Annotated in this window: 19 protein-coding genes and 2 pseudogenes; 9 read left to right on the forward strand and 12 right to left on the reverse strand. The window is 61.4% G+C overall.

The window, feature by feature from the left end:
• Positions 1-57 precede the first annotated feature (57 nt).
• Positions 58-876 carry a 3-keto-5-aminohexanoate cleavage protein gene (locus tag FJ443_RS29215; RefSeq protein ID WP_140666747.1) on the forward strand — a complete coding sequence of 273 codons (819 nt, stop codon included), beginning with the start codon at positions 58-60 and terminating at the stop codon, positions 874-876.
• 139 nt (positions 877-1,015) lie between these two features.
• Here the strand turns inward: FJ443_RS29215 and FJ443_RS31495 are convergent, their stop codons facing one another.
• The 5 genes and pseudogenes from FJ443_RS31495 to FJ443_RS29235 form a co-directional block, all read right to left on the reverse strand.
• The gene (locus tag FJ443_RS31495; RefSeq protein ID WP_348641942.1) at positions 1,016-2,038 is read right to left on the reverse strand and encodes a branched-chain amino acid ABC transporter permease; all 1,023 of its coding nucleotides are present in this window, start codon (positions 2,036-2,038) and stop codon (positions 1,016-1,018) included.
• Positions 2,039-2,893: pseudogene (locus FJ443_RS31500) on the reverse strand (branched-chain amino acid ABC transporter permease); the annotation flags it as partial.
• 82 nt (positions 2,894-2,975) lie between these two features.
• Positions 2,976-4,184: an ABC transporter substrate-binding protein gene (locus tag FJ443_RS29225; RefSeq protein WP_181172285.1), complete on the reverse strand. Its 1,209-nt coding sequence runs from the start codon at positions 4,182-4,184 to the stop codon at positions 2,976-2,978.
• Positions 4,185-4,246: 62 nt separating this feature from the next.
• Positions 4,247-4,981 (reverse strand): ABC transporter ATP-binding protein, encoded by a 735-nt coding sequence (locus FJ443_RS29230; protein WP_140518026.1) that lies wholly within the window; start codon positions 4,979-4,981, stop codon positions 4,247-4,249.
• Positions 4,974-5,729: an ABC transporter ATP-binding protein gene (locus FJ443_RS29235; protein ID WP_140518025.1), complete on the reverse strand. Its 756-nt coding sequence runs from the start codon at positions 5,727-5,729 to the stop codon at positions 4,974-4,976. The genes FJ443_RS29230 and FJ443_RS29235 overlap by 8 nt, the downstream gene beginning before the upstream one ends.
• 424 nt (positions 5,730-6,153) lie before the next feature.
• Here FJ443_RS29235 and FJ443_RS31365 point away from each other — a divergent pair, with 424 nt between their 5' ends.
• Positions 6,154-6,447, forward strand: coding sequence for a hypothetical protein (locus FJ443_RS31365; RefSeq protein WP_181172284.1), 294 nt, complete (start codon positions 6,154-6,156; stop codon positions 6,445-6,447).
• 3 nt (positions 6,448-6,450) lie between these two features.
• Here FJ443_RS31365 and FJ443_RS29245 read toward each other — a convergent pair.
• Positions 6,451-7,556, reverse strand: a pseudogene (locus FJ443_RS29245) (IS5 family transposase).
• Between the two features lie 434 nt (positions 7,557-7,990).
• Positions 7,991-8,803 (reverse strand): helix-turn-helix transcriptional regulator, encoded by an 813-nt coding sequence (locus FJ443_RS29250; protein WP_140518024.1) that lies wholly within the window; start codon positions 8,801-8,803, stop codon positions 7,991-7,993.
• A gap of 107 nt (positions 8,804-8,910) precedes the next feature.
• Here FJ443_RS29250 and FJ443_RS29255 point away from each other — a divergent pair, with 107 nt between their 5' ends.
• The 7 genes from FJ443_RS29255 (at position 8,911) to FJ443_RS29285 (ending at position 17,818) form a co-directional block, all read left to right on the forward strand.
• Entirely contained in the window at positions 8,911-10,935 is a 2,025-nt protein-coding gene (locus FJ443_RS29255; RefSeq protein ID WP_140666751.1) for a CocE/NonD family hydrolase, read from the forward strand.
• Between the two features lie 188 nt (positions 10,936-11,123).
• Complete coding sequence (locus FJ443_RS29260; RefSeq protein ID WP_140666753.1) at positions 11,124-12,698, forward strand: ABC transporter substrate-binding protein; 1,575 nt, start codon at positions 11,124-11,126, stop codon at positions 12,696-12,698.
• Between the two features lie 131 nt (positions 12,699-12,829).
• Positions 12,830-13,768, forward strand: a complete 939-nt coding sequence (locus tag FJ443_RS29265; protein WP_140666755.1) for an ABC transporter permease — start codon at positions 12,830-12,832, stop codon at positions 13,766-13,768.
• A gap of 1 nt (position 13,769) precedes the next feature.
• On the forward strand, positions 13,770-14,663 hold the full coding sequence (locus FJ443_RS29270) for an ABC transporter permease (protein ID WP_224655834.1): 894 nt from the start codon (positions 13,770-13,772) through the stop codon (positions 14,661-14,663).
• A complete protein-coding gene (locus tag FJ443_RS29275) occupies positions 14,660-15,679 on the forward strand; it encodes an ABC transporter ATP-binding protein (RefSeq protein WP_140522204.1) in 1,020 nt (339 codons plus the stop codon). Before FJ443_RS29270 ends, FJ443_RS29275 begins: the two co-directional genes overlap by 4 nt.
• Complete coding sequence (locus FJ443_RS29280; protein ID WP_140522206.1) at positions 15,676-16,692, forward strand: ABC transporter ATP-binding protein; 1,017 nt, start codon at positions 15,676-15,678, stop codon at positions 16,690-16,692. The genes FJ443_RS29275 and FJ443_RS29280 overlap by 4 nt, the downstream gene beginning before the upstream one ends.
• Positions 16,682-17,818 (forward strand): succinylglutamate desuccinylase/aspartoacylase family protein, encoded by a 1,137-nt coding sequence (locus FJ443_RS29285; protein ID WP_181168601.1) that lies wholly within the window; start codon positions 16,682-16,684, stop codon positions 17,816-17,818. The genes FJ443_RS29280 and FJ443_RS29285 overlap by 11 nt, the downstream gene beginning before the upstream one ends.
• Positions 17,819-17,914: 96 nt before the next feature.
• On the opposite strand, the gene FJ443_RS29290 is transcribed toward FJ443_RS29285, so the two are convergent.
• Genes FJ443_RS29290 through FJ443_RS29310 form a run of 5 tightly spaced genes read right to left on the reverse strand, consistent with a single transcriptional unit; the run spans position 17,915 to position 22,119 of the window.
• Positions 17,915-18,664 carry an SDR family oxidoreductase gene (locus FJ443_RS29290; protein WP_140556170.1) on the reverse strand — a complete coding sequence of 250 codons (750 nt, stop codon included), beginning with the start codon at positions 18,662-18,664 and terminating at the stop codon, positions 17,915-17,917.
• A 16-nt stretch (positions 18,665-18,680) separates the two neighbouring features.
• Positions 18,681-19,622 (reverse strand): 3-hydroxyacyl-CoA dehydrogenase, encoded by a 942-nt coding sequence (locus FJ443_RS29295; RefSeq protein WP_140522211.1) that lies wholly within the window; start codon positions 19,620-19,622, stop codon positions 18,681-18,683.
• Complete coding sequence (locus tag FJ443_RS29300; RefSeq protein ID WP_140666759.1) at positions 19,619-20,494, reverse strand: N-acyl homoserine lactonase family protein; 876 nt, start codon at positions 20,492-20,494, stop codon at positions 19,619-19,621. Before FJ443_RS29300 ends, FJ443_RS29295 begins: the two co-directional genes overlap by 4 nt.
• Positions 20,466-21,083 carry a hypothetical protein gene (locus FJ443_RS29305; protein WP_140556173.1) on the reverse strand — a complete coding sequence of 206 codons (618 nt, stop codon included), beginning with the start codon at positions 21,081-21,083 and terminating at the stop codon, positions 20,466-20,468. Before FJ443_RS29305 ends, FJ443_RS29300 begins: the two co-directional genes overlap by 29 nt.
• Positions 21,076-22,119, reverse strand: a complete 1,044-nt coding sequence (locus FJ443_RS29310) for a LacI family DNA-binding transcriptional regulator (RefSeq protein ID WP_140496117.1) — start codon at positions 22,117-22,119, stop codon at positions 21,076-21,078. The genes FJ443_RS29305 and FJ443_RS29310 overlap by 8 nt, the downstream gene beginning before the upstream one ends.
• Positions 22,120-22,121: the final 2 nt, after the last annotated feature.

Here is a 22,121-nt window from a genome sequence, read left to right on the forward strand (position 1 = left end):
TTTGCGACGCCTACTGGATCGAAAGGCAGGAGACGAGCGATTGTCGGGAGTCAGATATTGGTAAAGCCGTTGTTCGTAATGGTGGCGCCGAACGGTGCGCGCCGGACCAAGGCCGACCACCCGGCGCTCCCGATTTCAGCCAATGAACTGGCAAGCACTGCCGTCGAATGCCGTGCGGCAGGCGCCGCAGCCATGCACCTTCATATACGAGACCCGTTCGGCAGGCATAGTCTCGACGTCTCCGGATACGCCGAGGCCGTGCGCGTGGTTTCGACGGCGGTCCCCCGCCTTACGGTGCAGGTCACGACAGAAGCGGCGTCCATTTGCACGGTGTGCGATCAAGAGCGGGTCCTTTCGGAGCTCAAACCGCATTATGCATCGGTTTCGATAGCGGAGATCTTGCGTGACGGTGAAGAAAGGGCGATCGAAATCGTCCAGCGCGCCATCGCTTCCGAAATCTCCATCCAGTACATTCTCTATTCGGCCGAAGACATTCGCATCCTCTCCGGCCTGCGCGGGCGGCTCTTCGATGACGATCGGCAGCCCAGTACCCTGCTTGTCGCCGGTCGGTACGGTGTCATCGACGACGCCACCGTGGATATGGTCGACGACCTCTACCGCGTTTTGAGCGCGGAAGGTCTCGCAGGCCAGGGCAAATGGATGGCTTGTGCTTTCGGTCGCGGGGAAATGGCTTGCCTGGAAGCCGTGATCGAACTGGGAGGGCATGTCCGTGTGGGATTCGAGAATGCGATAGTCGACGCCCATGGCAAGCTGGCTGTCAGCAATGCGGAGCGTGTCGCGAAAGTAGCGGAAATGGCCGCAACCGCCGGCCGGCCTTTGGCCGATGAACACCTGGCGCCGTCGGTTCTCGGATAAAGACCGCATATAGCGTTGCACCGGCCGTATGACCGTCTTGCATATTCGACGGCGTCATCAGGCGCACCCTAGAGTTGTCGTAACAACGTGTCGACCGTCCGAGACCGATAACCCGGCGAAAAAGGGAATAAGCCTTGCCTCATGATTGACGATCGCGCCACAGCGGCCGGGACCGGCGAAACGCAGTCGTCAATGAACCGATAATACCGATGATGCCTTCGCGGAAGCTCATGACACAGACCACGAAGATCATCCCTTGGATGATCGTCACCCAGGCGCCGAACGGGGCGAGGTAGTATTCCATGGTCGTCACGACCGTCGCACCGATGATCGGACCGAACATTGTTCCGATGCCGCCGACCAGCGTCATCATGACAACTTCGGCCGAGGTGGTGCCCACAACATCGACCAGGGACACCACCTGAAAGACCACCGATTTGAGACTGCCAGCCAAGCCCGAAAGGGCGGCCGACAGGGTAAAGAGAAGGATCTTGTAATGATTGACGCGATAGCCGAGCGACACCGCGCGATCCTCGTTCTCTCGTATTGCCTTGACTACTTGACCGAACGGCGAATGCACGATCCGGTAGGTGGCGAAAATGGCTGTCGTGACAACGGCCAGGACGATAAAGTAGAGAAGAAGGTCGCTCTCAAGCGGGACCAAACCGAATAGCTTGTTGCGCGGCAGGCCCTGCAAGCCGTCTTCGCCACCTGTAGCTTTAAGCTGGTTGCAGATGAAATACACAAGCTCGGACAATGCCAGCGTGATCATTGCAAAATAGACGCCGAGACGCCGGACTGCCAAGGCTCCGAACGCAAGCCCAAGCAGCGCCGCGGATGCAGTCGCCGCCAGAACTGCCAGTTCGGGCGTAAGCCCCCATTCTTTCAGAAGGTAACCGGCAACATAGGCCGCAGCCCCGAAATAGGCCGCATGACCAAATGAAAGAAGTCCTCCATAACCGAGCAGCAGGTTATAGGCGCACGCAAATAGCGCGAAGCAAAGAATCTTCATCGCGAATATGGGATAGACAAAGAATGGAGCAATCACGGCGATGATGGCAAGACCATACCAGAACAATCTCTTGGTCGAGGCTGAAAGTTCGCGCCACCAGCGCTCGCCATCTGGGCGCTCCAGATGCGCATCGATCTTCATGCCCCCCATCTTGCCGAACAGTCCTTCCGGACGCGTCACCAGCACCACGATCATCACGACGAAAATGACGACATATGCCGCCTGCGGGTAGAGGTACTTGGTAAGTCCCTCGATGAGACCAAGCGACAGGCCGGTTATCGCCGCGCCGCCGATCGAGCCCATGCCGCCGATGACTACGACGGCAAACACGACCAAGATGATCTCAACGCCCATATTCGGGCTAACCGAGAAAATGGGCGCTGCCAAAACGCCTGCAAGTGCCGCAAGCGCCACTCCTCCGCCATATGTCAGTGTGATCAGCAGCGGCACATTCACACCGAACGTGCCAACAAGAACCGGATTTTCTGTCGCCGCTCGCAAATAGGAACCGAGCATGGTTTTCTCGATCGCAAGCCACACCAGAAAGCAGACCGCCAGAGAAAACGCGATGACCCAGCCGCGATAGATGGGCAGAATCATGAAACCGAAATCCCAGATACCGGAAAATTCCGCGGGAATTTCGTACCGAAGGCCGGCGCTGCCAAAATAAACGCGTGCCAGGCCCTGAATGATGAACGCCAGCCCGAAGGTCAGCAAAAGCCCGTAGAGATGGGCCTTATCGTAGAGGTGTCGGATAAGTATCCTTTCAAGCGCGATGCCGAAGGCACCGGCCAGCAGCGGCGCAAGAAGCAGCGACCACCAGTAGCCGAGCCCAAGATAGTTCAGCAGCATCCAGGAAATATACGCGCCCAACATGTACTGCGCCCCGTGGGCGAAGTTAACGATGTTGAGCATACCGAAGATGATCGCGAGCCCAAGGCTCAGCATAGCATAGAATGCTCCGTTGATCAGACCGACGGTCAATTGAGCGAGGAGAGCATCCATTTGCTTTGTCCTTACGGGCAAGGGGCCATCGAGGCATGGAACACCCCGATGGCCGTCGCCTGGATCGGTTTCAATAAAAGGGCTACTTGATCACACAGCCAGCGTCGGTGGCGCTACGAAAAGCCTTGTCGGCGGGAATGCGCGACACCACCTTGAGGAAATCCCAATCATATTTCGACTCGTCCTCGGTCTTCACTTGGACGAGATAGCGATCAAAGGCCGCCCTGCCGTTTTCAAGGATGTGACCGTTTTCAGAGATCAGACCGTCAATCGGAGCTTCCTTCATCTGCTTCAGGACCGCCTGGGTTTCGTCGGTGCCCGCAGCCTTCACCGCCTCTAGATAATGAGTGACCGCCGCGTAAAGCGCCGCGTGGCTTTCGTTCGGCATCTTCTTCATGCGGTCGAAATATCGATGAGCCCAAGCACGGCTGGACTCGTCCTGGTCCCAGTACCAAGTCTGGATAAACTGCAATCCGGCCAGATTTTTCAGCCCAATAGCCTTGATATCGGTCAGGAACAGGATTGGCGCCGCGATTTTCTGCTTGGCGGCGATGCCGAACTCCGTCGCCTGTTTCATCGACGTGACGAGGTCTGTCCCCGACTGAGCCAACACGATCACATCGGCGCCAGAGGCCCGCGCCGAAAGCAGATAAGATGACATATCCATGGTGTTAAGTGGCACCAATACGCCGCCGACGACTTCGCCACCCGCCGCCTTGATCGCCGCGCGCGACACGTCTTCAAGCTGATGCCCGAAATTGTAGTCCACCGTAATGAAGAAGAAGGTGGTTCCCGGCTTGCCGGATGCAAGGGCGGTCATCAGCGACGCGCTGTTCGACCAGTTTTCGGCGCCCCATTGCTGGCCGTTCGGAGAACAGGCCTTGCCGATGATATCGGACGAGCTTGCCGTTGTATAAAGCGCTATCTTGTCGAGTTCACGCGCGATATCCTGCACGCCGAGAGCGATTGCGGAGGAGGCGAAATCGACAATGACATTGACGTGCTGTTTCTCATACCATTCGCGCGCGATGGCAACGCCGACATCGACCTTGTTTTGATGATCGGCCACGAGAACCTCGATCGGGCGGCCGAGAACGCTTCCTCCAAAATCCTCTACCGCCATGCGCGTGGCGGTTACTGAACCGGGCCCACCGGAGTCAGCGAAGTTGCTGGACTGATCTCCCAGAACTCCAATCCGAATGGGGCCATCGGCCGCCATCGCTGGCGAAGCGGCTAAAGCGCTTCCCACGATAAACGATGCGGCGATCAACGATCGTAACATGAATTTCATTGTATTCCCTCCCTTTTTGCTGTCAGTTTCCGCTGGCCTGAGGCCAGCCATACGGCCTCCATCTAAACTCCAAGATAGGAATGGAGCTTGCCCAGATTGCCTTCTATTTCATCATTGACGAGCATCTCGACGATCGACCCCTCGTGCACGATGTAGTGCCGGTCGGCGACCGTCTGCGCGAACCTAAAATTCTGCTCGACTAAAAGGATGGTGAAGCCGTCCTGCTTCAACCACTCGATGGTCTTGCCGATCTGTTGCACGATGACCGGAGCTAGCCCTTCCGTCGGCTCATCCAGAAGAAGCAGCTTTGCGCCAGTGCGCAGAATGCGCCCAAGTGCAAGCATCTGCTGTTCGCCCCCAGACAGCTTCGTCCCGCGGCTTTTTTTTCTTTCCTCAAGATTGGGAAACAACTCGTAGATCTGCTCGACGGTCAGGCCGCCACGTTTCACTTGCGGTGGCAGAAGGAGGTTTTCCTCGGTAGAAAGGCTTGAGAATATTCCCCGTTCCTCGGGCACATATCCGATGCCCAAACAGGCAATCTTGCGCGAGGGAAGCCCAATCATCTCCACCCCGCCAAACATGACCGACCCTTTAGAATGGGCAAGAATACCCATCAGCGCGCGCATGATGGTGGATTTGCCGGCGCCGTTGCGTCCAAGTAGGGTAACGACTTCACCTGCATGAACATCGAAGTTCACACCATGCAGGACTGAGCCATCGCCATAGCCCCCCTCAAGGCCCCTTACCTGCAAAAGAGCAGGTGGCAGGGAAGCTGAGTCTGCTGCCATATCAGACATGACCGGCCCCGATATATGCCTCGATAACACGCGGATCGGCCGACACCGTGGCATAGTCGCCATGCGACAGGATTGCGCCGCGCGCCAGAACCGTGATGGTGTCCGACAGCGCAGCAACTACCGAGAGATTATGCTCGACCATCAGAATTGTCCGATTTGCCGAAGATGTCCTGATCAGGTCCTCGATTAGTTTGATGTCCCCTTGGCTGACCCCGGCCATCGGTTCGTCAAGCAGCATCAATTCGGGATCGAGCGCCAGCGTGGTCGCAATCTCCAGCGCGCGCTTTCGCCCATAGGGCAGTTCGGCCGCCGCCCTGTCTGCGACGTCGGCCAGATTGACCGCCTCCAGCAGTTCCACGGCTCTTGCGTCAAGCGCATGGAGCGCCTTCTGCGGCCGCCAGAAATCGAAGTTATCGCCACGTTTGCGTTGCAGCGCGACTCGGACATTCTCGAGGACCGTCATATGGCCGAAAACGGCCGAGATTTGAAATGAACGAACCAGGCCCAAACGCGCGACATCTGCGGGGCGCATCCGGGTGATATCGCGCCCGCGGTAGGAAATCGTGCCACGCGAAGGTTGCAGGAATTTTGTAAGAAGATTGAAAAGGGTTGTCTTGCCCGCGCCATTCGGCCCGATCAATGCGTGAACAGAGCCGCGGCGGATATCGAGATCCACCTGATCGACAGCGCGGAAACCAGCAAAGTCTTTTCCAAGTCCCCGAGCCGAAAGTATTATGTCATTATGCATTCAGCGCTCATCACCGGAGATTTATGGGACGCTTTTCAAGCGCATTGCAGCACCGTCGGATTTGCGTCTTTCCGGGACAAGCACAGCGCTCCTAGAACGCCGCGTAACGCTAGCAGCAGCGATCGGCCGATCAATCGATGTTTCCAACAATTTCGCCAAATGAAATTCGCCCTGCGCATCCGTGATTCCCTAGTTGCCACGATGGGGGCCGCACCGACCTGATCGAGCTGATCCAATAATGAGACGGTCTGCTCCCTCATCAGGAAGAAGGAAACGGTGCAGCGGTTGCCTCGGTCCCGTAAAGGCGTCCCCGGACGAGACCAAGTGCTGGTCGCTAGTTTTTCTGGCTGGTGGAACCGCAAAACTACAGTTGGGTGCGCCGACGCCAAAACTTAGGCTAGCAGGCTGTTGAAGAAGTCCATTTGTGAGCGACGAAGTCTGCTTCGTCGCCGCGACGAAAGCAGATTTGTCCGTTGATAGAGCCGTCTGGTTGGATTTCAGCCCATCCATTGCCCTGGGCTTCGTCCATTTCGTCATTGCCTTGCCAGGAGAAGGCGACATTGTTGCCGTCACCCGAGCCGAATATCTGGCCGCTGACGCATCCGAAGGCGAATTCGCCAGAGCCATCGTCCGCGAACTCAATGTAGGCGGGGCTCCATCATGTCGCGATAGTCCCCGACATAGTCGGGCATCGCAACGATTCGCCAGCGACCGATGACGCTCATGCCGGCGCTGCCAAAAGCTTGGGCAAGCGGATCAGATTGTAGGCCGCCAGGTTCAAGGTGAAGGCCGCGCCCACACGGGCGCATCCTCGCAGCTTGACCTTGGCCATGCCGGCCGAGACCTTGATCCAGCCGAACACCTCCTCGATCCGCTTGCGGCAGCGCTGACTGACCGCATAACCGGCGTGGCAGCGCGTGCGGCCATCGATCGCTGTTACGCGAGGCTTGCCGGTTTTGCTCAGATGATCGTCGACGGCGATGTGCGGTATGACCTTGCGCTCGCGCAGTTCCTTGACGAACTGGCGCACATCATAGGCCTTGCCGGCCCCCAGTGTGATGCGCCGCCGCGACGATCTGCGGTCCAACATGGCGAGCGCGGCCTCCCGCTCGGCCGTACCTGTCGCATGGGTAATGCCGCCGTCGACAGCCAGCCCATGACGGTTCTCCATCAGCGCATGCCCCATGTAGCAGAGCTTCGCCGGCTGCCCGTCGCCCTTCTTGTAAAGCCGCGCCTGCGGGTCGCTCGTGCTCTGGTGGTGTCGTTGGAGCGCTTCTCCTTATGAAAGCCGCGCTCGGCGTTGCGACCCGCTCCATCCGGGTCGTTGTCGCCCCCGTCCTTGCGGCGGAAGCTCTTGATCGAAGCCCAGGCTTCAATCAGCGTCCCATCCACCGAGAAGTGATCCGACGACAACAGCCGCTTCACCCTCGGCTGTGCAAGCACCGCGCGTAGAAACTTTGCCGCGATCTCACCTTCCAACAGCCGATCCCGGTTCTTGATGAAGCTCGAATGATCCCAGGCCGGTTCGTCAACACCAAGCCCCACGAACCAGCGGAATAGAAGATCAAACTCCATCCGCTCCATCAATTGACGCTCCGAGCGGATGCCGTAGAACGCCTGCAACAGCATCGCACGCAACAACCGTTCCGGCGCGATCGACGGGCGGCCCAGCCCAGGCCGATAGAACCCAGCAAAATCTCGATCCATCGCAACGAGAGCCGCGTTCACGATCTCCTCTATCACTCGCAGTGGATGGTCGCGGCGAACTCGCGCTTCAAGGTCGACATACGAAAACAGCGAACCTGTCCGTTGGCCTGAGTCGCGCATCCAAAAATCCCCAAATCAGTGAATCACGACCAAACAGCCGCGCCAGCACTTCTTCAACAGCCTGCTAGGTGTTACCCTGGTGTTACTCCGACATTCGCATGCGAGGCAAATTAATCGCCATCCGGTGATTAAGCCCACAAGAGTTTAGTGGCGCACCCGACATGATTCGAACATGTGGCCTCTGCTTTCGGAGGGCAATGACTAACCTCTGCCTCCAAATTGGAAAGTTTCGGACTAAGCCGCGTGCCTCCGATAGCGGAAGAGTGCTTCTTTCGATAGTGGGTCTCGCGATGTAGCGCTCTCCCGCTACCACCTTTCACCTGTGTACGGCCCGGAGACATAGGTAACAGAATGTACCTAAGACATGGGTGACAACCTCGTGCTGAACGGGTTGGACAGGCTCGCGCCGATGCGGGTCGCGTTGGGAGGAACGTCTACACCTCTTCCGTTTCGAGCACGAATGTCCCGGTGGGGATGCGGTTGGTGATCATGGCGCGGATGCCGGCATCGATGGCGGGGTCAGTTTCGTCGAATAGGCCGCAGGCCTGCAGCGCCTTGCGCTGGTCGACGGAGCGGCCGAGATATTCCAGAAGCACGACCGAGGCCGCTGGTCTCCGCCCTCGTAAAAGGGGCATGCCCGTCTGGATGCCGACCAGATAGGCGACGCTCGTCTGGTAGCTCGGATAGAGGATCACCTGGGTGATGCTGGTCTTGAGCAGGGTTTCGGATTCGAGCGCGAATATGCGATCGCCGAGCAGCAGCAGGGCGGCCGAATATTTCGAGGTCTTCACGCCATATTTGCCGAAATGGACGAGCCTTTCCATGCATTTCCAGAAATAGCGGCCTTCCTTTTCATAGATCACGACCAGGCATTTGATGATCTTGCCGGCATAGCCGAACGAGTAGAAATAGCGGAAATAGTAGCCGACATAGCGCCCGAGATCGCCGGAACGCTGATAGAGCTGCTCCATATGCACCAGCATGTCCGACGGCGCGTGGACGCCGAGCGGGCGGCGGCGCAGGCCGACGATCTCGGCAAAGCGCTGCTGGTCCATCAAAAGCTCGCCTTCGCTCACGCCGAAGAAATCGCAGATCTTGCGCATGTTGCGGCGGGACGGCCAGGTCTGGCCGCTCAGATATTTGTTGAACTGCTGGCGGTTGATCTGCAGGCGCCGGCACACGGCGGCGATAGACGGATAATAGCTGCACAGGAAGGCGAGGTTCTGGGGAAGCGGTTCGGTCTGCATGACCTAATGCATACTGACGCCAGAACAGTGTCAAGTCGCGAAGGGTCGCGAAATTGTGCGGCACCGCCGATTTGCCCAAAGTGGCGCTCTCCAACAGAGGCCTCGTCATGCGCACAGTGTCCAACTTCCCCCATCCGATCCGCTCGGTCGACCATTTCGAGATTCCGATGCCGGACGGTTGCCGGCTTGCGGCGCGCATGTGCCTCCCCGAGGGTGCCGAACAAAAGCCGGTGCCGGCTATCCTGGAATACATCCCCTATCGCAAGAACGATCTGACCGCCGCGCGTGATGTCGTCATGCACCCCTACGTGGCCGGCCACGGCTACGCAGTGGTGCGCGTCGACCTGCGCGGAACCGGCGATTCCGAAGGGCTGATGCTCGACGAGTACCTTCAGCAGGAGCTGGACGACGGCTGCTCGGTCATCGAATGGCTGGCCTCCCAGCCCTGGTGCGACGGCAACGTCGGCATGATCGGCATCTCCTGGGGCGGCTTCAACGGATTGCAGATCGCGGCCATGCGGCCGCCTGCGCTGAAGGCGGTGATCAGTTGCGCCTCGACCGACGACCGCTACGCCGACGATGTCCACCACATGGGTGGCACGCTGCTCATCGACAATCTCTCCTGGGCGGCGATCATGTTCGGGCGCAACACGCTGCCGCCCGACCCACGCAACAAGCCGCACAATTGGCGCGCTTTGTGGCACAGTCGATTGAAGGAAAGCGGGCTATGGCTGAAGAACTGGCTGGAGCACCAGCACCGCGACAAGTTCTGGAAACACGGTTCGGTCTGCGAGGATTTCGGCGCGATCACCTGCCCGGTCTACGCCGTCAGCGGCTGGGCCGATGGTTATTGCCGCTCGGTCTTCCGCCTGATGGAAAAGCTGCAGGGCCCGCGCAAGGGGCTGGTCGGGCCATGGGCGCACACTTATCCCCATATCGGCAAGCCTGGTCCTGCCATCGGCTTTCTGCAGGAATGCGTCCGCTGGTGGGATCAATGGCTGAAGGGCCGTGACACCGGCATCATGGACGAGCCGATGCTGCGCCTGTTCATGCAGGATAGCGCCCCGCCGCAAACTTCCTACGAGACGCGCGCCGGACGCTGGGTCACGGAGCCGGCATGGCCATCGCCGAATATCGAGCGGCAGTCCTTCTTCCTTTCCGGCAATGGGCGCCTGTCCCTACGCCGGGCAGACGATGCGGCCGGAACGCAGACGGTCCGCTCGCCCTTGTCGGTTGGCCTGCGCGGCGGCAAATGGTGCTCCTATGCCGTGCCCGGCGACCAGCCGGCTGACCAGCGCGGCGACGATGCCGGCAGTCTGGTCTATGAGACGCAAGAGCTGGCGCACGATGTTGAGATCGCCGGCGATGCAATGCTCGATCTTGTCTTCGAAAGCGACAGGCCCGTCGCCATGGTGGCCGTCCGTCTTTCGGATGTCGCCCCCGATGGCGCGACGACGCGCGTCAGCTACGGCCTTTTGAACCTGACGCATCGCGATAGCCATGAGAGGCCCGAACCGCTCGAACCGGCAAGGCGCTACCGCACCTCTGTCCCCTTCAAGCACGTAGCACAGCGCTTCAGCGCGGGGCATCGCATACGCCTTGCCATCTCGACAAATTACTTCCCGATCGCTTGGCCTTCGCCCGAGCCGGTCACGCTCACCGTCCATCCGGCGGATTGCCGCCTTGAACTTCCGGTCCGCGTCGGGGGCGCCGGAGATCCGGCACCGGCGCCTTTTGCCGAACCCGAAGGGGCGCCGCCCTTACGGGTGGAGACGATCTCAAAGCCGCAAAAGGATTGGACGATCACGGAGAATCTGGCAGTCGCTTCGACCGTCGTTGAGATCGGCGAAGGCGCCGGCACCTATCGCATCGTCGACAACGACCTAACCATTACCTCGCTCGGCCGCGAACGCTATTCCTTCCGCGGCGACGATTTCGGGTCGGCCAGGGCCGAGGCGAAATGGGAGTTCGAATTTTCGCGCGCTGATTGGCGCATGCGTTCTGTGACCGAAACGACCATGACCGCGACGCCATCGCACTTCCACGTCGAGGCGCATCTCGAGGCATGGGAAGGCGACGAGCTTGTCCACGAACAGAAATGGACCGAGGCGATAGAGCGTCGCCTGCTGTGACATTCGCGAACTGACGCTAATCTCGCTCACATCTGCGTCGGCAGCGAAATTGACCGGCTTGCCGGCTGAATTGAAGAATGCGCCGTCCGAACTCGCGGCCCCATCAGGCGGCGCGGTACCAAAAAGAGGGATCCCGGCAATCGCCGGGAAACCCGCTCAGTTGAAAGGGGAACGAAACCGTGAATGGAATGAAATTGAATCGCAGGCATTTCCTGCAGGCAGGCGCCGGCCTCGGCGCGGGGATCATCGCCTCCGGCCTGCCCTTGTCGCAGGCCGTATGGGCGGCCGAAGGCAAGGTGCTCAAGGCCCGCGCCTATTCCGATATCGACAAGCTCGATCCTGGCTTCTACCAGAACGCGTACAATGTCGACGTCATGAACTGCATCTACACCAAGCTTACGCGCTATAAACCGGGTTCGGAGTGGGGCTGGGAACTCGAGGCCGCCGAATCCGTCGAGCAGATCGATCCGACGCACATCCGCTTCCGCCTGAAGAAGGGCATCAATTTCACTGGCGGATTTGGCGAAATGACCGCCGAGGACGTGAAGTTCTCGTTCGAGCGCGTCATCCAGCACAATTCTCCGGTCAAGGGCGACTGGGGTCCGCTCGACCGCATCGAGATCGAGGACGACCATACGGGCGTGATCGTGCTCAAGACGCCTTTCGTGCCGCTCTGGAACATCACTCTTCCCTATGGTTGCGGCCACATCGTCTCGAAAAAAGCGGTGACGAAGGCAGTTGCCGATGGCGGCGATTTCGGCATGAAGCCGCCCTGCTATTCAGGTCCCTACGTGTTGTCGGACTGGAAGCCGAACCAGCTCGTCCTGTTGACCCGAAATCCCGAATGGAAAGGCCCCAGGCCGGGCTTCGACGAAATTCATATCCTGCCGATGAGCGATATCAAGACCGCCGAGCGCGCCTATCAGGCCGGCGACATCGATTTCACCGATTTCAGCCTCGATTCGCTGGCCACGTTGAAGGACAGCCCGCCCGAAAACACCAAGATCGAAGAAAAGCCTTCGCTCTACTATGTCTATATCGGCATGAACTCGGACCATCCGAAGCTGAAGGACGTCAATGTCCGCAAGGCGATTCAATGGGCCATCAATGTGCCGCAGATCATGGACGCGGCCTATTCAGGCCAGGCCCAGGTCGCCACCGGCCTTATCGCTCCGGGCTTGGTGGGACACCGGGAAAAAGCGCTGGTACCGCCGGAGGGCGATCTCGAAAAGGCGAAGCAGTATCTTGAGAAGGCCGGCATCACCGAACTCAGCCTCACCATCGACGCGCTCAACGTGACCACCTTCTCCACGATCGCGGAAATGGTCCAGGCGCAGCTGTCGCAGATCGGCATCACGGTCGAGGTCAATGTTCAGGATTCCGGTTCGTTCTGGACCATCGGCATGGAATCGGAAGGCGAACGTTGGAAGGACATGCAGCTGATCGTGCAGCGTTTCTCGATGGTGCCGGATCCCTATTACGCCACCACCTTTTTCGTGCGCGACCAGGTCGGTGTGTGGAACTGGGAGCGCTTCCGCAGCGAGCGCTTCGACGAGCTCAACGCCAAGGCGGTAACCGTCGAAGACCCGCAGGAACGGGCCAAGATGTATTATGAGATGCAGGACATCATGGAAGATTCCGGCTCCTACCGGTTCCTCACCCATGAAGGCTCGCCGATCATGTACCGAACGACGCAACTCGAGGCCGAGACGCGCCCAGACGGGCGGCCACTCTATCTCGGCTTTGAGCCGAAATCGGCCTAGGGCATTCTAGGAAAAGTGCGTAGCGGTTTTCCGTCCGGAATTGCGAAAAAACAAAGGGTTAGAGCGGGTCGGCGATTCTATCAAACGCTGAACCGCTCTGACGCGGTCGCTGGGACAGGCTGAGTCAAAACATGTGGTTATATCTTGGCAAGCGTATCGTGCTGGCGGCGGCAATTGTCGTCGTTGCCGTCACGCTGCTGTTCCTGATGATCCAGGCCGTTCCCGGCGATCCCGCCGCGGTCCTGCTCGGACCGCGTGCGACGCCGGAACTGAAGGCGCAATTGCGCGAGGAAATGGGCCTCGACAAGCCGCTGCCCGTGCAGATCGTCTCATTCTTCGGGGGGCTGCTGCACGGTAATCTCGGCACCGATGTCTTTACCCAGCGCCCTGTCGCGGCCATCGTTTTCGAGCAATTGCCTTACACGATCGAACTCATCCTGGTTTCGATCGCCTGGGCCGTTATCGTCGGCGTGCCGCTCGGCTGCTATTCGGCGCTGCGCCGCAACTCCGTGATCGACAAGGTCGTGGGTGTATTCGCGGTCGGAACCATCGCCATCCCGTCCTTCGTCATGGCGATCTATGCGCTGTTGATCTTCTCGGTCGGCCTGCGCTGGCTGCCGGCCATCGGCGCCGGCTCAGGCTTCCGCGACGGGTTCGTCCATCTCATCCTTCCAGCCTTCGTCGTCGGTATCGGCTGGGTGGGCTACATCTCGCGCATCGTGCGCGCCTCCATGCTGGAGATTCTTGGCGAGAACCACATTCGCATGGCGCGCTCCTTCGGCCTTTCAGAGCGGCGCATCGTGGCGCGCTACGCGCTGCCGCTCGCGATCGTGCCGACAGTGACGATCATCGGCGTCGGCATGGCGCACCTGCTCTCGGCGGCGGTTTTCGTCGAGGTGGTCTTCGCCCGGCCCGGCATCGGCGCGCTGATCGTCAAGGCGGTGGACTCGCGCAACTATCCGATCGTCATGGGCACGGTCCTCGTCACCACCGTTCTGTTCGTCATCTCCACGACGCTCGCCGACCTCGTCAACGCGGCGCTCGATCCAAGAATCCGCGAGAATTTGTAGCGTGTCCGAAGTTCAACTCATTCGCGAGGCGGTCGATGAACGCCGCGGGCCGGGCGCGGCCACCATGTTCCTGCGGCAATTGCGCAAGTCTCCGCTCGGCATGATGGGCGCCGTGCTGGTGGTGCTGATGGTGGCGACTGCGGTCTTCGCCACCTGGATCGTGCCTCACGATCCGATCAAGATCATGGTTGGGCCCCGGCTGGCGCCGCCCTCTTTGCATTTTCTTCTCGGCACCGATCAGTTGGGACGCGATGTCTTCTCGCGGGTCGTCATGGGCGGAAGGATCGCGCTGCTCGTCGCCTTCGTCTCGTTGGGCGCCTCGCTCAGCGCAGGGCTTGTGCTCGGCCTCATCGCCGCCTTCGGTCCGCGCTGGCTGGACAATCTGCTGCTGCTGGTCTTCGACACGATCCGCTCCTTTCCGGTTATCATCTTCGCCTTGGCAGTGGTGACGCTGCTCGGGCCGAGCCTTGCCAGCGTCATCTTCGTCGTCGCGATCACGTCCGTGCCGATCTATGCGCGCGTGGTGCGCACGCAGGCCCACGCACTGCGCGAGAGCGAGTTCATCACTGCGGAGCGCGCCATGGGCGCCGGCATCGTGCGAATCCTTGCCGTGCACGTGCTGCCCAATGTGATCGGGCCGCTGCTGATCCTGGTCAGCATGGATGTTCCGCTGGTCATCACGCTGGAGGCCGGCATGAGCTTCCTAGGCATGGGTGTCCGTCCGCCGACGCCGGACTGGGGAACCATCCTCAGTGACGGCTATGGCTATATCCACAAGACGGTGTGGCTGGTGATCGCCGGCGGCATCCCGATCGTCATAACCACGCTGGGCTTCACTTTCCTCGGCGAGGCGCTGCGCGACATTTTCGACCCCAAGCTTCGGAAAGACCTATGAATCCCGGCGCTCAGGCAGGACATTCTCCAAACCGCGACCCGCTTCTGGCGATCCGTGGTCTGTCTCTCGATTTCGGCACGCCGCGCGGTCGCGCCCATGCACTGCGCGATATCCATATCGACGTGCCGGCGGGCGAAGTGGTCGGCATCGTCGGCGAAAGCGGTTCGGGCAAATCGACGCTCGCCTATGCCGTGATGGGGCTGCTGGCGGAAAATGCCGAGATGGTGAACGGCGCCATCCTGTTCGAGGGGCGCGACCTGCTCGGCATGGCTCCGGCGGAGCGGCGCGGCTTACTCGGCAACCGCATGTCGATGATCTTCCAGGATCCGATGACGGCGTTGAACCCTGTGCGCAGCATCGAAAGCCAGATGATCGATATCCAGCATCACGAGGGCGGCTCGCACCGGACCAAGCGCCAGCGCGCCCTGGGTATGCTTCATCGGGTCGGCATTCCGGACCCGGAGAGCCGCATCGGCGGCTATCCGCACGAGTTTTCCGGCGGAATGCGCCAGCGTATCTGCATCGCCATGGCGCTGCTGGTGAAGCCGGCGCTGCTCATCGCGGACGAACCGACCACAGCGCTCGACGCGACGCTGGAGGTGCAGATCATCCATCTGTTGAAAGAGCTGCAAAAGGAGATCGGCTGCTCGATCCTGTTCGTCTCTCACCACCTCGGCGCTGTCGCCGAGCTCTGCGACCGGGTGGCGGTCATGTATGCGGGCGAGGTGGTCGAATACGGCACCGTGCGCGACATCTTCCGCCGACCGGGGCATCCCTATACGCGCGCGCTGCTCGAATGTGATCCCGGACGCATCCGGCAACGCACCCGCCAGTTGCCGACGATCCCAGGCGAGGTGCCGAGCCTCCTCGGTACCCAGGCGGGTTGCATCTTCCGTCGGCGCTGCCCGCAAGCCTTTACCCGGTGCGTGGATGACAGTCCTGTCCCGTGCGCTATCGGCGCAACGCACACCGCACGTTGCCATCGTCTCGACGACACGCTGGTGGCGCCGGTATGAGCCCCCTGCTTTCTGTCGAGGATCTTCGCGTACGCTTCCGCACCATGGGCGCGCTGAAGGCGCTCGCCAGCGGCGTTAAGAACCCGTTCGTGGACGCCGTCTGCGGCGTTTCCTTCGAGATCCGCAAGGGCGAAACGCTCGGCCTCGTCGGTGAAAGCGGTTCGGGAAAATCCACCATCGCCCGCGCCATCATGGGCCTGCGGCCGCCAACGGGCGGCACGATACGCTTCGATGGTCAGGTGCTGAACGGCCTCGCCCCGACGGAGCGCAAGCCGCATCTTCGGCGCATGGCGATGATGTTCCAGGATCCGGTCGGATCGCTGTCGCCGCGACTCACTGTACGCTCACTGCTGATGGAGCCTTTCCGCATTCACGGCGTTACCGGCCGCGACCCCGCCGCCGAAGCGGAACGCCTGCTCAACATGGTCGGCCTGCCCGCCGATTTCGGGCGGCGATATCCACACCAGCTTTCCGGAGGCCAAGCGCGCCGCGTCGGCGTGGCGCGGGCCCTTGCATTGCAACCCGATCTTATCATCGCCGACGAGCCGACCGCGGGACTGGACGTGTCCGTTCAGGGTGAAGTCCTCAATCTGCTTGGACGTTTGCAGGGCGAACTCGGCATCGCCATTCTCATCATCACGCATAATCTCAATGTCGTGCGCCACATGACCGATCGCATGGCGATCATGTATCTCGGCCGCTTCATCGAGGTCGGCTCGACCGAGCGGATATTCGCGCAGCCGCGCCACCCCTATACGGAGGCGCTGCTGTCGGCCAATCCGGAACCCGACCCGGACGCCGTGCTCGACAGGGTCGAGCTCAGCGGCGAGGTGCCGAGCCTGATGACGCGCCCAACGGGCTGCGAGTTTCACACCCGCTGCCGCTATGCGCAGGGCATCTGCAAAAGCGTCTTCCCGTCCCGGGCAGCCGACCGGGAAGATCCCCGCCATGTCTTCAATTGCCACTTCCCGCTATCGGAACGTGCGCTCGCCGGGGCCACCAATGTCTCGTGAAATCCTCGATGTTCCTCTTGCCAACGGCACGCCGGGCAGCCAACACAGCGTGCGCATTATCCGGTATGGTGCCGCCGACGCGCGCCCGAAAGCCTACATACATGCCGCGCTGCATGCCGACGAAGCGCCCGGCCTGCTGGTGTTACACCATCTGGTCGAGCAGCTTGACGCCGCCGACGCGCGCGGCGAAATCCGGGGCCAGATCGTCGTCGTTCCCTACGCCAACCCGCTCGGCCTGGCGCAGTTCGTCAATGGCGATCATCTGGGGCGTTACGATCTGGCCAGCGGCCGGAATTTCAACCGCAAATGGCCTGATGTCGCCGGCGAATTGACCATCCGACTTGCCGATCGGCTCGGAAGCAGCGCCGACGACAACACGGTGCTCATCCGCAGCACGATTCGCGAAATTCTCGACGAACGCGGCGCAGGGCAGCCTGTCGATTCCCTTTACACCGCCTTGGCACGCGAGGCTTTCGATTCCGATCTTGTGCTGGATCTGCACTGCGACGACGAAGGGCTGATGCATCTGTTCGTGCGGCCCGAGATCTCGGCCGAATTGTCCGACCTTGCGCGGGAACTCGGTTGCCGGGCGGTGTTCTCACAGGGTTCGTCGGGCGGCTCAACCTTCGCCGAAGCAAGCGTCGAGCCCTGGATCAGGCTTGCGGCTGCCCTTCCCGATAAGGTGATCCCGATCGGCTGCCTCGCCGCGACGGTGGAACTGCGCGGCTTCATCGACATCAGTGATGAGATGGCGTCGGCTGACGCTTCCGCCTTGCTCAACGTGCTTCGCCGCCGCGGCTACGTCGCGGGGCAAGCGGGCCTGCCGCCCGCCGCGCTTTGCGAGATCACCGGCTTCGATGCGTGCGATGTGGTTCGCACGCCCGCTTTCGGTGTCATCGTCTACCGCGCCGAACTGGGTGAACGCGTCACTTGTGGACAGCCGATCGCGGACATCATCGTGCCTTCTTCGCTGGGCCGCGAGGCGCGCGTGACGGTACGGGCGCGCACCGACGGGCTCGTGGTGACGCGAAGGCTGAAGAAACTTGTCGCCGCCAATCAGGTCATTGCCAAGGTGGTGGGCCAAAAGCCCCTCGCCCACCGGACAGGCTATCTGCTGGAGGATTAGATCGATCAGCGGGCGCGGGCACTTCTTGACCGCAGATCGATGATTGGCGGCCACGCGTAGAAACGAGGTCCGTTCGACCTGATCCTGTCCCGGGCTCTAGGCCAGGGGCCGACCGCCGTCGACCGGAATGATAACGCCGGTCACGAAACGGAGATGGGTCGCAGCCGCCAAAACCGCCTCGGCGACATCGTCGGGCGTGCCCAGCCGCCCCAGCGGCGTCCGGCTTGCCTGTTCGTCCCGCCAGGATTCGTCACGGCCCTTGATGAAGTCGGTGTCGACGACGCCGGGCGAGACCGACACGACCCTGATTCTCGGGGCCAGGGCACGCGCCAGCGACTTGGTCAGATTATCGACAGCGGCTTTCGACGCACAATAGGCGACGTTGCTTCCCATGGCGGTGACCCCTGCGATCGACGAGATGTTGACAACAACCCCGCTGCCGGTGCGATCGAGCAGCGGCCGCATGGCCCGCGTCGCAGCAATCACACCGCGCACGTTGACGCTGAAGATGCGGTCGATCAATTCATCGTCCAGGCTGTCGAGATCCGGATGTGGCACGAAGCGGGTTGTCCCGGCGCAATTGACCAGGACATCCAGCCGGCCAAAGCTTTTCTCGATCTGACCAGCGAGGCGCGCGAGGCAATCGCTGTCCGTCACGGTCGCCTCGGCGACGAAGTGATCGCCGTACGCCAATGACGAAACCAGATCGTCGGCCGTCTGCCGCGAACGGTTGTAGCCGATGACAACCGAAGCCCCTTCCGCAGCAAGCCTGGATACGATCCGCGCGCCGATGCCGCCGGTTGCTCCAGTGACCAGGGCAACCTTGCCTGTGAGTGTGGCTGTCATGGCCGTCTCCTGAGTGTCAAACCCCGGTGCTTCGCTTATGGGCGGCCAGCGCCATTAGATTGCGGTCGCGCCAGGCGCTGCGTTCGGCGAGTTGGGATGCTGACAACTTTTCGCGGCGCGCTTCCTCGGCCTTGGCAACCAGCCCTTCCGACCAGGGGGCCGGATCGCGCCTGGCGAGGGCGATCGAATGGTAGAGCGGTCCCAGACGTCTCGCGTAGTCCGCGATCCCGCCGGGCGCATTCAGATCGATCGTCTCGAAAGGCCCCATGAAGGACCACCGGTAGCCGAGCCCATGCGACACCGTAAGGTCGATATCGGCGGCACTTGCCACGCCCTCCTCGAGCAGGGCCCAGGCTTCGTTCAGCAATGCCCCCTGAAGCCGGTTGAGGACGAACCCTTCGACTTCCTTGCGCACGATCACGGCAGCCTGCCCTACGGCCTCCATCTGCACCCGCAGCCACGCAACGGCCTCCGCGTCGGTCCAGGGCGCCGGGACCAGTTCCACCAACGGGATCAAATGCGGTGGATTGACGGGATGAGCGACGAGAAAACGCCGGCGGTTGGCACAGGACCCGGTGAAGGCCGAGGCCGGAATGCCGGAGCTGGAGCTGCCTACGACCGCGTCGGGCCGCATCGCCCGGTCAATCTCCAGACAGACCGCCTCCTTGATGTCGCGCACTTCCAGCACCGACTCCTGGATGTAGTCGGCATCCGCTACCGCACCCTCCAGCGTATCGACAACGTTCAGCCGCCGCATGACTGCATCGACGGCATCTACCAGCCCGGCCTCTTGCATATCGGCAAGGCTGGCCCGGATCTTGTCGAGCACCGCGGCGCGGATGTCGGCGCTGCCGTCATAGATGGTCACATCATGGCCGGCCCGGGCGAAGACGATCGCCCAGCCACGGCCGACCAGTCCGGCACCGACAATGGCGACTTTGCGGATTGCATCCATCATTGCACCCGTGACGTCTCGCCGTCCGCGAGGCAAATTTCGGTGATCCGCAGGCCATCCTGAGTGATGCGGGATGGGAACCGGTCCTTCAACCGCTCTTCGTGGATGGGAATGATCCGCCGTGCCTCGTGGCCCACCTGCTTCATCATCTCCTCGGTGGCGAGAACGAGATTGGTCTGGCTGCCGACCGCAAGCCCCACCGGAACGTAGAGCGTCTCGATATCGACGGCAGCTCCCGAGCCCTCGATGTTATCGAAGACGTAGACCAGATCGCCAGCCAGCACCCAGGTGTCGTCCTTGCCGTTGCGCACGGTGACCCACATCGATCCGTAGGTATGGCTGTCAAAGGCGGCATGGAGATCGATGTCGGGCAGGACGTCCTGTTTCGCTCCGTCGATCGTCACCAACCGCTTCTGACGGGCCAGGTCGACGCCGCGCACGATGTCGCCCGGGTCGACGGCTACGTTCATCCAGCGCATGCGATCCGGCAGCGACATCGCCCAGACCCACTTCGCGATCTCCCTCTCCTGGATGTAGAAGGTCGCATTCGGGAAGTCCTCGACATTGCCGAAATGGTCGAAATGCGCGTGCGTGACGAAAACCGTGTCGACGCTCTTTGGCGAGAGGCCGATTTCGCCAAGAACGGCCTCGGGCGAGTGCCAGTTCTCGACGCCAAATTTGTCGGCGAGATGCTTGCCGTAGTCCTTGTTGTTGTAGCCGACATCGACCATCGCAACGCGACCGTTGCCCTTGATCAGCGCGTAGCAGTAGGGAAGCTTGACGTAACCCTGGTTGTGGGCGCCGTAGAGCACGCCGCTCTTGTGGTAGTTGCTGACGTAGCTGTACTCAAGCACCCAGATCGAATATTGGCTCATTGCTTCCTCCCTGTTGTCGCCAACGCTGCGCACAGCTGCAGCAGGCGTGATTGAAATCGACCGGCGTCATACCGGCCCGCGGTTCCGACGCCGCCTGCAGCCCGGCGTAGGCGCGTTTGATCCTCTCCCCGGCCCGGTCGAGCTCCTGCTGCCAGTCGCGCCGCAGTCGGGCCGAACCGAAATCGTCCAGGACCTCGCCCAGCATTGCATGGGCGGCCCCCAGACGCGCGCAATGGCTTTCGAGCCCATGCGGCGCGTGCAAGGCGCCCAGCCGCTGCTCCACCTCCGTCCACCGTTCGCGGGCCACCGGAATGTCAGGCAGATCGAGCACGTCGCGGCGTCCGCCGGCCTGAGCCAGGACCAGCAGGCCAGCGAGTTGGCCGATCAGCCGGCGCAGGCCTTCGTAGACGGGGCGGGTTGCCACGACGTAGCGGACGATGGCTTCGTCGGCCAACGCGGCATCGTTGACGGTGGCGACGGGTTCCTCGCTTCCGGTGACGGAGACATGGGGCGCCGCGACGACCTCGCAGTCATAGCGGTGGACGCTTACCGCCCGCTCGAAGAAGCGCTTTCCCGGGATATCAGCCATGGTGCCTTTTTCGCGTCGTCGCGCGCTCGATCACCGCGCCGGGCGGGATTAGTTGAACGATCGGCTCCCGGCCGGAATTCGTGCTCAATTCCTTCGCCAGGCTGACCGTGGCCTCGAGCATCTGGTCAATGGGCTGCCGGACGGTCGTCAGCCCGTGCGAAGGCCAGTGGGCCATCTCGATATCGTCGAAGCCGACGATCGAAATGTCGTCCGGCACGCCGAGCGCCAGCTCTCGCCGCACGCCGTCGAGAAAGCCAATGGCGAGAATGTCGTTGGCGCAGAAGACACCGTCGGGAACCTCTTTCAGGTCACGCAGCTTGCGCGCCGCTTCGTAGCCGGCGTGATAGCTGAACTGGCCTGCCTCGATAACTATCGGCGCGGCGAGGCCACGCTCGACGGCGCGTTCGCTGAAGCCCCTGTGGCGTGCGACATTGGTGGAGGCATCGGGCAAGGCGGCGATGTAGGCCAGGCGCCGGTGGCCGGTATCGACGAGATAGTCGGCGATGCTGCGGCCGCCGAGTATATTGTCGCAGGAAATGCCGAACGCGTGGTCGTCGGCCGAGAGTCGGTTGAAAAAGATCACCGGAGTGCCGGCCCTACGGCATTCCTGCGCGGCCGCCGAAGACAGGGTGGCCGCCAGGATGATGGCAAGATCTGGCTGGTAGTTGAGCAGCAGGCGTAGCGCCTGGTCGACGTCTCCCGACTGGTCGGCGGCGACGAGCATCACGTTCATGTCGATGGCACGAAGGGCGGTGGTCAGCCGCGTCAGCACTTCCGGATAGAACGGGTTCTTGATGTCCGCGACGACAATACCCACGATACGCGTCTTCTTGGTGATGAGGCTGCGCGCGAAAGGGTTCGGCGAATAGCCGATCTCCCTCGCACGGTTCAGCACCAGGTCCCGCGTATTCTTGGCGATCACGGCATCGGCGTGAAAGGCCCTGGATACGGTCGAAACAGACATGCCGAGATCGCGCGCCAGATCCTTCACGGTCAGGCGGGGCTTGCTGTTCTTGTTGCGGGCGATGATCGACATGA

This window comes from Mesorhizobium sp. B2-6-1 (assembly GCF_006440475.1).
GTDB lineage: Bacteria > Pseudomonadota > Alphaproteobacteria > Rhizobiales > Rhizobiaceae > Mesorhizobium.